10 protein-coding genes are annotated in these 14,114 nt (G+C 69.8%); 4 read left to right on the top strand and 6 right to left on the bottom strand.

From position 1 onward, the window contains the following. Window positions 1-76: 76 nt before the first annotated feature. On the bottom strand, window positions 77-1,744 hold the full coding sequence (locus tag FHU35_RS11730; protein WP_281290233.1) for a BCCT family transporter: 1,668 nt from the start codon (window positions 1,742-1,744) through the stop codon (window positions 77-79). Window positions 1,745-2,002: 258 nt separating this feature from the next. Between FHU35_RS11730 and FHU35_RS11725 the strand changes: the two genes are divergently transcribed. From FHU35_RS11725 to FHU35_RS11710, 4 genes are all read left to right on the top strand, one after another. Continuing rightward, on the top strand, window positions 2,003-2,863 hold the full coding sequence (locus FHU35_RS11725; RefSeq protein ID WP_222429347.1) for a TetR/AcrR family transcriptional regulator: 861 nt from the start codon (window positions 2,003-2,005) through the stop codon (window positions 2,861-2,863). Window positions 2,864-3,049: 186 nt separating this feature from the next. After that, on the top strand, window positions 3,050-4,723 hold the full coding sequence (ilvD, locus tag FHU35_RS11720) for a dihydroxy-acid dehydratase (protein WP_145738530.1): 1,674 nt from the start codon (window positions 3,050-3,052) through the stop codon (window positions 4,721-4,723). 125 nt (window positions 4,724-4,848) lie between these two features. Continuing rightward, the gene (locus tag FHU35_RS11715; RefSeq protein ID WP_145738529.1) at window positions 4,849-5,685 is read left to right on the top strand and encodes a metallophosphoesterase family protein; all 837 of its coding nucleotides are present in this window, start codon (window positions 4,849-4,851) and stop codon (window positions 5,683-5,685) included. Next, entirely contained in the window at window positions 5,682-6,359 is a 678-nt protein-coding gene (locus FHU35_RS11710; RefSeq protein ID WP_145738528.1) for a 4'-phosphopantetheinyl transferase family protein, read from the top strand. Before FHU35_RS11715 ends, FHU35_RS11710 begins: the two co-directional genes overlap by 4 nt. 46 nt (window positions 6,360-6,405) lie before the next feature. On the opposite strand, the gene FHU35_RS11705 is transcribed toward FHU35_RS11710, so the two are convergent. From FHU35_RS11705 to FHU35_RS11685, 5 genes are read right to left on the bottom strand one after another with little or no spacing between them, the layout of a single operon-like run. Further along, window positions 6,406-8,190, bottom strand: a complete 1,785-nt coding sequence (locus FHU35_RS11705; protein ID WP_145738527.1) for an IucA/IucC family protein — start codon at window positions 8,188-8,190, stop codon at window positions 6,406-6,408. Next, window positions 8,168-9,325, bottom strand: a complete 1,158-nt coding sequence (locus tag FHU35_RS11700) for a hypothetical protein (RefSeq protein WP_145738526.1) — start codon at window positions 9,323-9,325, stop codon at window positions 8,168-8,170. The genes FHU35_RS11705 and FHU35_RS11700 overlap by 23 nt, the downstream gene beginning before the upstream one ends. Next, window positions 9,325-10,620, bottom strand: a complete 1,296-nt coding sequence (locus FHU35_RS11695) for a lysine N(6)-hydroxylase/L-ornithine N(5)-oxygenase family protein (RefSeq protein ID WP_145738525.1) — start codon at window positions 10,618-10,620, stop codon at window positions 9,325-9,327. Before FHU35_RS11695 ends, FHU35_RS11700 begins: the two co-directional genes overlap by 1 nt. Further along, window positions 10,617-12,320, bottom strand: a complete 1,704-nt coding sequence (locus FHU35_RS11690) for an IucA/IucC family protein (RefSeq protein ID WP_145738524.1) — start codon at window positions 12,318-12,320, stop codon at window positions 10,617-10,619. The genes FHU35_RS11695 and FHU35_RS11690 overlap by 4 nt, the downstream gene beginning before the upstream one ends. Next, window positions 12,317-13,783: a pyridoxal phosphate-dependent decarboxylase family protein gene (locus FHU35_RS11685; protein ID WP_145738523.1), complete on the bottom strand. Its 1,467-nt coding sequence runs from the start codon at window positions 13,781-13,783 to the stop codon at window positions 12,317-12,319. Before FHU35_RS11685 ends, FHU35_RS11690 begins: the two co-directional genes overlap by 4 nt. Window positions 13,784-14,114 lie beyond the last annotated feature (331 nt).

Here is a 14,114-nt window from a genome sequence, read left to right as displayed (position 1 = left end):
GCCGGTTCGGGTCCGCGAGCGTCGCGGATCGGGGCCGTTGCGCCTGCCGGCCCCGATCCGCGTGGAGCACCGGCCGTCAGTCCGATGCGCCGACGCGCTCCTTCTCGGGTTCGTCGCCCGAGTCGGCTGTCGCGGCCACCAGCGGCCGCTTCGCACCGGCGTCGCCGAAGTCCTCACGCAGCCATCTGGTCAGCGAGATCGCGACGATCACCAGCACGAAGATCAGCGGGAACGCGGTGATGATGGACAACGTCTGCAGGGCTTCAAGACCGCCGGTGTACATCAGCACGACCGACACGACCGCCAGCACGATCGCCCAGAAGACCCGGTGCCACCGCGCGGGTTCCACGTCCTGCGGCAGATCCTTGGACGCCACCGCGGCCATCGTGTAGGCCGAGGAGTCGAGCGTCGTGGCCAGGAAGACCACCATCAGCAGCAGGAAGGCCACCACCGCGAACGATCCCAGCGGGAGGTGCGCCAAGGTGGCGATGATGCCGGCGGTGTCACCCTGCTCCTGCACGATGTCGGCCACCGGCACGACGTCGTTGATCTCGAAGTACAGCGATGTGTTGCCCAGCAGCATGAACGCCAGCCAGCAACCGGCGCTGCCGGCCAGGCACATCGCGCCGATCATGCCGCGCACCGTGCGCCCCTTGGAGATCTTGGCCGTGAACAGCCCGACGAACGGCGCGTAGGCGATCCACCAGCCCCAGTAGAAGATGGTCCAGGTCTCCTCGAAGCGCGAGCCGCCCACCGGATCGGTGTAGAAGCTCATCTCCACGAAGTTCTGCAGCAGGATCCCGGTGCTCTGGGTGAACGTGTCGATCAGGAACACCGTCGGACCCAGCACGAGGATGAACAGCCCGAGTCCGAGCGCCAGCCACACGTTGATGTCGGCCAGCCGCTTGAGCCCCTTCTGCATCCCCAGGAACACGCTCACGCCGAACAGCCCGGTCCAGATCACCACGATGCCGATGTCCAGCGGCGTGCCCTTTTCCAGCGGGGTCATCGCGGCGATGCCCTCGGACACCAGCGGGACCTCGAGCCCCAGCGAGGTTCCCGCGGCACCGATCAGGCCGAAGATGAACAGCACGTCGATGAGCCGGCCGAGCCAGCCGTCGGCCCGGTCTCCGATCACACCGCGACAGGCGTCGCTGAGCCGCAGCGTGCGCTGCTTGCGCACGTGGTAGACGTAGGCCAGCGCCAGCGCCGGCAGGCAGAACAGGCCCCACGCGGTGAATCCCCAGTGGAACAGCGGGTACGTGGCGGCCCAGTCGGCCGCCTCGGTGCTGCGGGGCTGCAGGCCCATCGGGGGTTCCACGTAGTAGTAGGACCACTCGATGACGCCCCAGTAGATGATCCCGCCACCGATGCCCGAGGTGAAGATCATCGCGAGCCAGCTGCGCGTGGAGAACTCCGGTTCGTCATCGCGGTCGCCGAACTTCACCCGGCCGTAGCGGCTGAACGCCAGCCACGCCAGGAAGCCGGCGACCCCGGCGGCGAACCAGAGGTAGAGCCACCCGAACTTGCCGGTGAGCAGGCCGAGCACGCTGTCCAGGGCCTGCTGACCGCGTTCCGGCGCGATCATCACCGGTACGCAGATGGCGGCCACCAGCAGCGCCGAGAACCAGAAGATCCGTCTGTCGATCCGGACTTTTCCGTCTGTCGCGAGGATGACGGAAGCACCTCCACCAATGTCGTGGCCGGCATCTGCCGGCCGTGTCTTGCCGCGCGGGGCCCGCACCAGGAGCCGCGAGACCGGTGCGCGGTCGACGTCGGGCAGCGGGCGCTCGGCGAGCGAATGCGTTGCGATTCGACTGATGCATCAGTTTCGCAATGTCGTACACACTGAGCACTTCCCGGGGATCCGTCAAGACCTCAATTTCATCACCGCAGCGCAGACATCATATTTTTGCGCACTCAGCGCCCGGCCAGTCCGCATCCAGCGTTGCGATACACCCAGTCGTTGCGATTGTCGCAACGACTGCTACCCTTCCGATTCGTGGAGGAAGCGGACTCGGCACTGCGCGACCGCGTGCGGCTCGTACTGCGGGAGCACCCGGGCAGCCAGCGTGCGTTCGCCGAGCAGATGGGACTGGACGCCACCAAGCTGTCCAAGTCGCTGGCCGGCACCAGACGCTTCACCCCGGCCGAGCTCACCCGCGTGGCCGAGGTCGGCAACGTCACGGTGAACTGGCTGATCAACGGCAGCGATGAGGTCGAGACCGTTGCCGCGGCTCCGCAGCGCTCAGCTGTGCTGGCGCGCACCACCGATGCGCGGGAGGCCGGGCGTCATCAGCAGATCCTCGACGCCGCCTGGCACCTCATCGCCGAGCACGGGTACCACGCGGTTCGGATCGCCGACGTCGCGAAGGCGTGCGGGATCAGCGCGGCGACCATCCACTACCACTTCCCCGGCCGGGACGACCTCCTCACCGAGGCCCTGCGGCACTCGGTGCGACAGGCCTTCGACCGGCAGGTCGCGGAGCTGCACAGCATCGAAGACGCCCACGAACGACTGCTGCGGCTCGTCGATCTGCAGCTGCCCAAGCCGGGTCTGCTCCGCCTGGAGTGGTCGATCTGGTTGCAGGTGTGGAACGAGAGCGCGCGCAACCCGAAAATGGGCGTGCTGCACTCGGATTCCTACACCCGCTGGCACGACACGATCGCCCGCACCATCCGGGAAGGTCAGCAGCAGGGCGTGTTCGTCACCGACGCCGACCCCGAGGACCTCACCGTGCCGCTGACCGCGCTGATCGACGGACTCGGCATCCAGGTCCTCACCGAGCGGCCCGGCCGTTCCGTGGAGCGCATGCAGCAGGTGCTCCACGACTACGTCGAACGAGAGATCGTCCGCCGCTGAGAACCGCTGAGCAAGTGCTGTGCGTGGCGGGTAGCGGGCAGCTGAGCGCCTCCGCGGTCTCCGCGCACCGCTCCTGATGCGGGCCACGGACCGAAGCAGGCCGCCCTCGGCGAGGGGGCGTGCCGGCGCGAGCGGCGGGTGCGATCGTGGGTGCCGTCCCGTTCCCCACCGCGCCGAGGAGTCATCATGTCCGATCGCGAGCTTCGCTCCCGCCAGGTCACCGACGGCATCGAACGCACGGCCGCGCGCGGCATGCTCCGCGCCGTCGGGATGCGCGACGACGACCTGGTCAAGCCGCAGATCGGAATCGCATCGAGCTGGAACGAGATCACCCCCTGCAACCTGTCGTTGCAGCGCCTGGCGCAGGCGGCGAAGGAGGGCGTCCACCACGCGGGCGGTTTCCCCATGGAGTTCGGCACGATCTCGGTCTCCGACGGCATCTCCATGGGCCACGTCGGCATGCACTACTCGCTGGTCAGCCGCGAGGTCATCGCCGATTCGGTGGAGACCGTCGTCGAGGCCGAGCGGCTCGACGGCACCGTCCTGCTCGCCGGCTGCGACAAGTCCCTGCCCGGCATGCTGATGGCCGCCGCCCGACTCGACCTCGCCGCGACCTTCGTCTACGCGGGGACGATCCTGCCCGGCCACGTCGAGGGCCGGGAGGTCAACATCGCCGACGCGTTCGAGGCCGTCGGGGCCTGCGCGCGCGGCCTGATCAGCCGCGAGGAGCTCACCGAGATCGAGCGCGCCATCTGCCCGGGTGAGGGCGCGTGCGCAGGCATGTACACGGCGAACACGATGGCCAGCGCGGCCGAAGCGCTGGGCATGGCTCTGCCGGGCTCGGCGAGCCCGCCCGCCGTCGACCGCCGGCGCGACGGCATCGCCCGCGCCTCCGGCGAAGCCGTCCTCGGGCTGCTGGAGAAGGGCATCACCGCCCGGCAGATCCTGACTCGGGAGGCGTTCGAGAACGCGATCGCCGTCGTCCTGGCCTTCGGCGGGTCGACCAACGCCGTGCTGCACCTGCTCGCGATCGCCACCGAGGCGGGCGTTCCGCTGGAGCTCGACGACTTCAACCGCATCGGCGAACGCGTCCCGCACCTGGCCGACGTCAAGCCCTTCGGAGCGCACGTGATGAGCACCGTCGACCAGGTCGGCGGCGTGCCCGTGGTGATGAAGGCGCTGCTCGACGCCGGACTCCTGCACGGCGACGCCCTCACCTGCACCGGGAGCACCGTCGCGGAGAACCTCGCCGAGATCGACCCGCCGGACCTCGACGGGACCGTGATCCACGCGCTGAGCGATCCCATCCACCCGACGGGCGGCATCACCGTCCTGCGCGGCTCGCTGGCCCCGGACGGAGCCGTGGTCAAGTCCGCGGGGTTCGACGCGGCCGAATTCCGCGGGCGCGCACGGGTCTTCGACGGCGAGCAAGGCGCTCTCGACGCCGTCTCCAACGGGACCGTCGTGGCCGGTGACGTCGTGGTGATCCGCTACGAAGGCCCGCGCGGTGGCCCCGGGATGCGGGAGATGCTGGCCGTGACCGGGATGATCAAGGGAGCCGGGCTCGGCAAGGAGGTCCTGCTGGTCACCGACGGGCGGTTCTCGGGGGCGACGACCGGCTTGTGCATCGGGCACGTCGCTCCGGAAGCGACCGAGGGCGGCACCATCGCGCTCGTGCAGGACGGCGATCCGATCGTGCTCAACATGACCACCAAGACCCTCGACCTCGACGTCCCGCAGGAGGAGCTGGACTCCCGCCGCGACGCGTGGACCCCGCCCACCCCGGAGCGCCGCACGGGCGTTCTGGCGAAGTACTCGAAGCTGGTCGGCTCCGCGAGGAGCGGAGCCGTCTGCTCCTGATCCTTCGTCCACGGAGGACTTCCCCGCAGCTGTGCGCACGGGTGTGCTCCACGCCCTAGTCATTGCCCCAGTTGTGCCGGCAAATCCGTGGTCCACCGGAGTTGCGGGACTACCATCGCTTGATCATGAGCTCAGGTGAACTGCTCGCCATCAGCGACCTCCACGTCGCTGCTGAGGAGAACCAGGACATCGTCCGGAACCTGCACCCGCGCTCGCCGCACGACTGGCTGGTGGTCGCGGGGGACGTCGGTGAGATGTCCGAGGACATCAGCTGGGCGCTGACGATGCTGGCCGGGCGGTTCGAGAAGGTCATCTGGGTGCCGGGCAACCACGAGCTGTGGACGCCGAAGCAGGATCCGCTGCAGCTCCGAGGCCAGGAGCGCTACCTCGAACTGGTGCGCCGGTGCCGTGAGATCGGCGTGGTCACGCCCGAGGACGAGTTCCCCGTGTGGACCGGCCGTGGTGGCCCGGTCACCATCGCGCCGCTGTTCGTGCTCTACGACTACACGTTCCGCCCGGCAGGCACGTCGACCAAGGACGAAGCGCTCGCGGTCGCGCACGAATCCGGTGTCGTGTGCACAGACGAGTTCCTGCTCCACCCCGACCCCTACCCGACCCGCGACGAGTGGTGCCGGGCTCGGCTGGACTACAGCGAGAAACGCCTCGCCGCGTGCGATCCCGACCTGCCGACGGTGCTGGTCAACCACTACCCGCTGGTCCGCGAACCGACCGACGTGCTCTGGTACCCGCAGTTCGCGCAGTGGTGCGGAACGGTGCGCACGGCCGACTGGCACCAGCGGTACCGCGCCCGGACCGTCATCTACGGCCACCTGCACATCCCCCGCACCACCTGGTACGACGGCGTCCGGTTCGAGGAGGTCTCCATCGGCTACCCGCGGGAGTGGAAGCGCCGGGGCCTGCCCTCCGAGCTGCTGCGACCGGTGTTCCCGGAGACGGCGTGATCGAGCGCGTGCTGCCGGGCGGAGTGGCGTGGGACGAGGCGTTCACCGACCCACCGCAGGCGTGGCTGTTCGAGGAGGAGGAACGGGAGATCGCCCGGTCCGTCGACAAGCGCCGCCGCGAGTTCACGACCGTGCGGCACTGCGCCCGCAACGCGCTGGCCGGGATCGGGGTGCCCGCGGTCCCGCTGCTGCCCGGCGAGCGCGGTGCCCCCGGGTGGCCACCGGGCGTGGTCGGCAGCATGACCCACTGCGCGGGCTACCGAGCCGCCGTGGTCGGACGGGACGACTCGGTGCGCACCGCGGGCATCGACGCCGAACCGCACGACCAGCTGCCTGACGGCGTCCTCGACGCGATCTCGCTTCCCGCTGAACGAGCCATGCTCACCACCCTGTCCACCGCGGACCCGGCGGTGCACTGGGACCGCGTTCTGTTCAGCGCCAAGGAATCCGTCTACAAGGCGTGGTTCCCGCTGACCCGGAGGTGGCTCGACTTCGAGGATGCCGAGCTCACCCTCTCGCCGGACGGCACGTTCCGCGCACGACTGCTCCAGCGAGGACCGGAGATCGACGGCGCACCGCTGACCTCGTTCACCGGGAGATGGCTGGCCGACGGCGGACTCGTCATCACCGCCATCGTCCGCGGTGCCGATCCGCGGTCCACCAGGACGCGCTGAGCGTCGAGCCGTGGGTGTCCTCGCCGAGGACACCCACGGCTCCGGATCAGGATTCCGGGTCGTGCAGGGGGTTCGGGATCGTTCCGTGCACGGCGGCGTGCGGTCGCTCCGGACGATCCCGGTAGGCGTCGAGCAGCAGCCTGTTCCGGTTCAGGCACAGCCGCTCGATCTCCGGCGTCAGCAGGTCGAACAGCGTGAAGCGCTCCTCCAGCTCCGGGTTGGCCTTCTGGTAGTCCAGGACCTGCTCCCGAACCAGCGTCCAGAAGCGGCTCTCCGGGATCGACAGGTGCTCCTCGACCAGCGGGGCGAGGTAGCGGAAGTGCCCGACGAACAGGCCGCTCTGGATGAACTGGCACAGGAACTGGGGTTCTTCGCGCAGCAGGATGTCGGAAACCTCCTGCGGCATGTTCTCCAGCTCCGGGAGCGGAGCCGAGGCGACGTTGACGTCGTCGACGAAGTCCTTCACCGCCAGTCGTGTCGGCACGTCGTTCCCGTCGAACACCACGATCGCGTTCTCACCGTGCGGGGAGAACACGAGCCCGTACTGGTACAGGAAGTGCAGCAGCGGCGGGAGCAAGGCGCCGAAGAGCTCGCGCAGCCAGCTCTCCGCGTCCACACCGGACCGCTTCACCAGTTCGCTGATGAACGCGCGTCCCTCGCGATCCACGTGCAGCAACGAGGCCAGGGTTCGGGCGCGCTCGCCCTCGTCGAGCTTGTTGCTGATCGGCTCCCGCCAGATCGCGCCCAGCAGTTCCCGGTACTGGTACGGGACCTCGGAGATCTCCTCCAGGACGGGGTGCTTGACCGTGACCGAGGCGACTTCGCCGAGCAGCACCACGCGCGCCTCGTCGGTCAGGTAGGAGTCGTTGGCCGCCAGGTCGAGCACCCACGAGGTCAGCGCCGGAGCGGCGACCGTCCGCTCCGTGGGCAGACCCCGCCAGACCAGCGTGTTGAGGATCGACAGCGGGAGCTTGACGTGGTGCCGCTGCGAGGATTCGAGGTTGGCGAAGGTGCGGATCGACTGCTGCGCCCGGTAGAGGTCCGGCCCGTCGCCGAGCGGCACGATGCGCTCGGCGGCGATGTCCGGGGTGAAGACCGGCAGCACGACTTCGTCCCACTGCCACGGGTGCACGGGCATCCACACGTAGGCGTCCGGATCGAGCCCACGTTGCGCCAACTCCTGGGTGAAGCGCTGCCGAGTCGGCTCGTCGAGCTCGTGCTCGATCAGCCTCTCGTTGGGCAGCGCCTCGACGCCGCGGTACTGGGCGAGGTTGGCGTGCACGGCGATCCAGGGCAGGCGCAGGTCTTGCCGGGCTTCCGGGGCGTAGCGGGCGGCGTCGGCCGCCGAGAACCCGATCCGGCCCTTGTTCGGCACGATCCACGGGTGCCCGGTCTGGTGTCCTTCGAGTTCGATGTAGGACAGCTCGGCGAGTTCGCCTGCGGTGGCCGCGTCCGAGCCCAGCAGCTTGGCGTCCGCGGCGAGCGTCGCGGTCAGCTCGCGGGCGAGGTGACCGGCGGTGTCGCCGCTGATCCCGAGCGTCGAGTGCGCGTCCAGCAGGAACTGCAGGGTGTCGTGCGCGGGCCGCTCCTCGCCCGCTTCACCGCGCACGATCGAGTTCGCGTCCACCGTCCAGTGCCCGAACGCTCCGCGCCGGGCGGCGAAGGTGTAGGAGACCTCGTTCGGGAGCTGGAGGCGGTACAGGCCCTGGCCGACTTCGACCGGTTCCAGCATCAGCTCGTAGGACAGCTCGGCCAGCGATTTGGCGAGCACTTCGCGGTCGACGCGCTGCCAGTTCTCGGCGGTGAGTTCAGGTGGCACGGACAGAGACATCGGTAACCTCCGTAGAGCGAGGACGTGGAGTACTTGCGGTGTTGAGCACCGGGGCCGTGACGAGCGCGAGCACGGCGAACAGCCCCGCGCCGATGACCAGCGGTAGGGCCAGATCGCTCGTGGCGCCTGCCATCGCGATCAGCGGTGCCGACAGCAGGCCGGCGTGCTGGGCGGCGGCCACCAGCCCGTACGCGGCACCCGAGCCCTGGGCGGCGGTGAGGACCCGGAAGTCCAAGGCGACCTGCCCGAGCCCCAGGCCGACGCCGAACACCACCCGCCCCAGCGCGAGCAGCACCGGATCGGTGAAGGCCGCCTGCGCGGCCAGACCGGCAGCGGCGAGGGCGAACGGGACCACCGGTCCGGGAGGCACCGCGCGCAGCCTGAGCACCGACGCCAGCGCGGCCACGTGCGCGGCCACGAACAGCAGCGCGCCGACCAGCTCGGAGTACCCGGCTCCGGTGGTGTACTCGGTGAAGTACGGACGGACCACGGCGCCCGCGAGGGCGAACCCGAGCACCAGCACCGCGAGCGGTGCCAGCGCGCTGCGCGGCATCGAGGGAGCCGTGGACACCGGCGAATCCACCGGCCCGGCCTCGGAGGTGCGCAAGGCCATCACGCAGACCACCAGCAACCCGGCCTCGACGACCGCGAGCAGCGGCAACGCCTGCCTCGGGTCGGGCGAGCTGACGATCAGCGTCCCGAGCCCGGACGCGGCGACCACCGAGACCTGCAGGACGGCGACGTACTGCCGCACCCCAGGCAGCAGTCCGCCCGGGTGGGTCCCGGCTGTTTTCGGGTAGGCCAGCAGCACGACCGCCTTGACCGCGACCAGCGCGACACCCGTGGCGGTGAAGACCGCGTAGCTGGGCGCCAGCGCCAAGCACGCCGTCAGCACCACGGCGACGGACTGCCCGACGAGGACCAGCTGCTCGATGCGCCAGCGGCGGGTCGCCATCCCCCACAGCGGAACGGCGGCGATCGCAGCGATCCGGCTGAACGTGATGAAGTACCCGGTGGCGGCGAGGTCGTGGACGCCGAACGCCGCCCGGAACAGCGCGGGGTAGAACGGAGCGAGCGCGGTCTCGGTGACCATGTGCAGGCCCGCTGCCATGAGCAGGACCGGACGTGCGCGCATCAGGCCACGCCGAAGGTGGTGAAGGCACTGCGCTTCGGCAGCGAGTACTGGTCCCGCCCGGACACCGCGTTGACGATCACCGCCGCGCGGTGAGCGCCCAGCCCCAGGTCCGGCGCGCCCACGCCGTGACTGTGCATCTCCGCGTTCTGCACGTACAGGCCGCCGGTGACCGACGGGTCCAGCGCCACGCCGTAGTCATCACCGACCTGGTACCGGCCGCGCGCATCCCAGTCGACCACGTCCGACAGCGGTTCCAGGCAAGGCGGCTGGTTCGCCGAGTACCCGGTGGCCAGCACCACCCGATCGGTCCGGACGGTGAAGTCGCGTTCCTGCTCGGTGTGACGGCACGCCAGCTCGACACCGTCACCGGCCCGCTGGGCCCCGGTCACGGCCACGTTCGGCATGAGATCGACGGCCACTTCTTGCTGCCCGACGCTGCGTTCGTAGAGCACCTCGTGGATCGCCGCGAGGGTCGCCGCGCTGCTCGCCTTGTAGAGCTGCCACTGCGCGGGCACGACCCGGTCCCGGGTCTCCTGCGGCAGGCTCCGGAAGTACCGGGTGTAGTCCGGTGTGAAGTGCTCCAGGCCGAGCTTGGAGTACTCCATGGGCGCGAAGGCCTGAGACCGGGTGAGCCAGCGAACCCGCCAGCCCGCACTCTCCTGGGCCCGCATCAGGTCCAGCGCCACCTCGGCACCGGATTGCCCGGAACCGATCACCGTGACGTCCTCGGCACCGCGCAGCGACTCCTGCCGGTCCAGGTACTCCGAGGCGTGGAAGACGTCCTCGCCCAGCAACCCGCGCATCGGTTCCGGCACGGTCGGTTCGGTGCCCACGCCGAGCACCACGTTGCGGGCGATGAGCGTTTCTCGTTCCGCCGTGCGGACGTCCTCGGATTCGACGTGGAACAGCTCGTCCCCGGCGTCCCAGCGCACCGCGGTCACGCGGCGCCCGAAGCGGCAGGAGGGCAACGAGTCGGCAACCCACCGGCAGTAGTGGTCGTACTCGCGGCGTGAGATGTGGAAGTTCTCGGCGAAGTAGAACGGGAAGAGTCGTTCCTGCGCGGCCAGGTACGACAGGAACGACCACCGGCTCGTGGGGTCGATCAGCGTGACCAGGTCGGCGAGGAACGGCACCTGCAGGGTGGTTCCCTCGATGAGCAGGCCGTGGTGCCAGGAGAACTCGGGCTTGGACTCCAGGAACGCGACCGAGAGGTCGTCCACCGGTTCGGCGAGCGCTGCCAGCGAGAGGTTGAACGGGCCGATTCCCACGCCGACCAGGTCGTGCACGTGGCTCATGCGGTGGAATCCCCTTCCACGAACGGGTTGTCGAGGTCGACGTAGACGGATTGGGTCTCCAGCGGACCGACCAGCTCGTCGAGCCCGTCGAGCCGGGTGAGCAGGTTCGCCTTGCAGCGCAAGGTCTTCTCCTCGACCAGCGTCCTGGCCAGCGGGAGATCGGAGAACCGGCGCAGGCGGTCGGCCAGCAGACCGAGCAACCGCCGCTCGTCGGCGAGTCCCTGCGATCCGAAGGCACCGACCAGACCGAGCAGGTTGTTGATGCCGATGTAGTAGCCCAGCCGTTCGTCGATGACGGCGTCGTCGACGCGGTTGTCGCCGGCCACCCCCACTCCCGGCAGGAACTGCTCCAGACCGGCGATGCGGGACTCGGAGAGGTAGTAGCCCTGGTTGTCCCGGTACCAGCCGCCGCACGGCCATCCCTCGGCGTCCAGGCTCACCAGGGTGTTCTGCTGGTGCGCCTCCAGACCGAGTCCGTGCTCCCGGTACAACCACAGCACCGGCGCGATCAGCTCGTCGAAGTAGCGTGCGCACCACTGCTCGGCGACCTTCTCCACGGGCTCGCCGCTGCGCTCAGACAGCTCCTCGATGACCGCTTCCAGGGCCGATCGACCTGCGTCGGGGCGTTCGGCGAGCAGGCCGGCAACGCACGCGACGCGCTGCTCGGGGTCGAACGGGTTGTCCCGCAGCACCAGCTCCAGCCCGTTCTCCCGTTGGGGATCGTCGGGCAGCTCCACGGTGAGCCAGGCGGGATCGCGCACGACCGAGAAGTTCGGGTGCGCGGCCGAGATCTCACCCGCGAGACCGGCGTCGAGCAGACGGTCGATCTCCGCGCCGCGGAGGAGCTCCTTGCGCAGGTTCTCCCGCTTGGAGTTGGTGATCGGCAGCGCCAGCGAGAACTTGAGCATCACCGGCGCGTCGGGGCGGTACAGGGTCCGGATCGACGCGGTGGGGTACCAGGGCGCACCCGAGGTGCCGAGGTCCTGCACCAGGCCCGCGGCGAACAGGTCCCGCACTCCGGGTCGCTCACGCACCTCGCGCGCCTGCCACGGGTGCACCGGCACGGCCACCGTCCCGTCCGGGACCTCCGGGGCGAAGTCGGCGAGCAGCGCCTCCGCACCGCCCTCTCCGGCGATCACCGAGCGGTCCGCCGCGAACCAGTGCAGCTGGAAGCTCCCGCGCAGCTCCGGGGAGTACGCGGCGGCTTCGCGGTCGGTCCAGCCGATGCGGCTCTTCGGCGTCGGATGCAGCGGATGACCGAGGACCAGCGCTTGTTCGGCGGCGAGGAACGGGGACGTGCCGACCGGATCCGCGCTCGCCGCACGTCGTTCGCGCAGGTGCGTCGCGGTGCGGTGCTGCGAGTCGGCGACCCGTCCGACCAGGTCGATGACCGCGGCGGGATCGGGCGCGTGCCCGGCGGCGGCCTCGGCTGCCATCAGCGCTGCCAGCGCGACGGCGTTGACCGGGCCGCCGCCGTCGAAGCGCACCTCGCCGAAGCGGTGGTGACCGGTCGGAGAGCGGTACTGGACATCGGCGAAGATCGCGGTGTTCGCCACGTTCAGCGGCAGGTCGAGCTTGCCCGTTTCCGGGACGTGGGCTCCGGTTTCGCGGACCCAGCACCGCAGCAACGCGTTCCTCGCGGCGGACTCGGCGATCCGATCGGCGTTGAACGCGACGTCGCTACCGGTAGCGGCGGTCATCGGGCCTCCTCGTCCGTGGCAGCGGCGAGCACTTCCGCCAGCAGAGCATTGATGTCGGTTTCAGTCGTGTTGGGGTTGAGCAGCGTGAGCTTCAGCCACACCGCGCCGTCCAGCTCGGTGCGGCCCACCACGGCCCGGCCCGTGCGGAGCAAGGCGCGTCGCAGCTCGGCGTTGATCGCGTCCGGATCACCGCGTTCCGGCCGGTAGCGGAAGATGACCGTGGTCAGCACCGGTTCCCGGTACAGCTCGAGCCGGGGATGCTCCTGGACCGTCGCTGCGGCGCTTCGGGCCTGCTCGTGGCACCTGTCGACCAGCTCGCCCAGACCGCGGCGGCCGAGTGCCTGGAAGGTCACGGCGATCTTGAACGCGTCCGGGCGGCGCGTCGTGCGCAGCGAACGCCCGAGCAGGCTCTGGAAACCGGCGTCCTCGTCGTCGGCGGTGTTGAGGTAGGCCACCCGCCGCTCGATCGGATCGAACGCGGCGGCCTGACGCGCCAGCAGCACCCCGGCGGCGACCGGCTGCCACCCCAGCTTGTGCAGGTCGAGGGCCACCGAATCGGCGCTGTCAACACCGGTGAGCAACGAGGCCAGCCGGTCGGAGAACAGCGCCCCGCCACCGTAGGCCGCGTCGACGTGCAGCCAGGTGTCGTGCTCGGCGGCCACCTCCGCGACCTCCGGCAGCGGGTCGATCACCCCGAGGTCGGTCGTGCCGGCCGTGGCCACCACAGCGATCGGGATGTCCCCGCCTGCGCGCAGATCGGCCAGGATCGACCGGAGCGCACCGGGATCCATCCGGTGGTCGCGATCCAGCGGTACCTGGATCACCGACTCCTCCCCCAGTCCCAGCACTCCCGCGCTTCGCGCGACCGAGAAGTGCGTCGTCTCCGAGCACAGGATCCGCAGACGCCCGGACACCTCCGCAGGAATCCCCGAGGCCACCGCGTGCGCACCGACCGCGCGGGACAGCGCGTGGTCGCGCGCCAGCAGCAGGGCCGTCAGGTTGGACTCCGTGCCACCTGAGGTCACCGCTCCCGAAGCGACCTCGGGGTCGTAGCCGACGAGACCCGCGAGCGCTCGGACGACCTGGGATTCCACGTGCGTGCCGGACGGAGCCTGGTCCCAGGAGTCCAACGACGAGTTCAGCACCCCGGCGACGAGGTCCGCGGCCACCGCGAGCGCGAGCGGCGGCGTGTGCAGGTGCGCGACGCACGCCGGATGGGCCGGGTCGGCCGCACCTGCGGTGAAGGCCTTGGTCAAGCCGTCCAACGCCGACTCCGCACCCCGCCCCTCCACCGGGAGCACGTCATCGGCGAACAGGGCCCCCACCGCGTCGGCTCCACCAGTCGGTAGCGGGCCGCCTCGGTCGACCGTCCCCTTCCCCAGGGCGTCGAGCGCCGCAGCGAGGAGCGGACGGAGGTTCTCCGGTCCGCCGATCCCACCCGCGAGCTGGATACTGGTTGTCAAGTCCTCTTCACCTCGTTGTCGAGCCGCGCCGAACAGGAAGACGGCAGCGATCAACACGGCAGCAACCCACGCGGATGCCGTACACCGCGTGCCGTTCCGCCTGTCGACGACCGCACGGATACGCCCGGACGGGGGCTGAGCCGCGAAGCCACCCGGGCAGTTGGTTAGGTTTGCCTAGCCTTTCTGACAACCGACCGTAACGGGATGACGGGTAGATCCACAAGCCCCGGCAATGAGGTTTACTTCACCCTTAAGGGCGAAGCAGAAATGTGAACGAGCACAGATCAAAAGGAACCTCTTATTCCATTTGATCGAACTTCGCGATGAAGAA

The sequence above is a fragment of the Saccharopolyspora dendranthemae genome, assembly GCF_007829955.1.
GTDB classification, from domain to species: Bacteria; Actinomycetota; Actinomycetes; order Mycobacteriales; family Pseudonocardiaceae; genus Saccharopolyspora; species Saccharopolyspora dendranthemae.
Note: the sequence above shows the minus strand (reverse complement) of the source record. Positions and strands in the feature narration are given on the sequence as shown.

Excerpts from the sequence above, each read along its gene's own strand:
- FHU35_RS11700 (WP_145738526.1), bottom strand. The coding sequence starts at position 9,325 with ATGCGCGCACGTCCGGTCCTGCTCATGGCAGCGGGCCTGCACATGGTC.
- ilvD (WP_145738530.1), top strand. The coding sequence starts at position 3,050 with ATGTCCGATCGCGAGCTTCGCTCCCGCCAGGTCACCGACGGCATCGAA.
- FHU35_RS11695 (WP_145738525.1), bottom strand. The coding sequence starts at position 10,620 with ATGAGCCACGTGCACGACCTGGTCGGCGTGGGAATCGGCCCGTTCAAC.
- FHU35_RS11705 (WP_145738527.1), bottom strand. The coding sequence starts at position 8,190 with ATGTCTCTGTCCGTGCCACCTGAACTCACCGCCGAGAACTGGCAGCGC.
- FHU35_RS11715 (WP_145738529.1), top strand. The coding sequence starts at position 4,849 with ATGAGCTCAGGTGAACTGCTCGCCATCAGCGACCTCCACGTCGCTGCT.
- FHU35_RS11690 (WP_145738524.1), bottom strand. The coding sequence starts at position 12,320 with ATGACCGCCGCTACCGGTAGCGACGTCGCGTTCAACGCCGATCGGATC.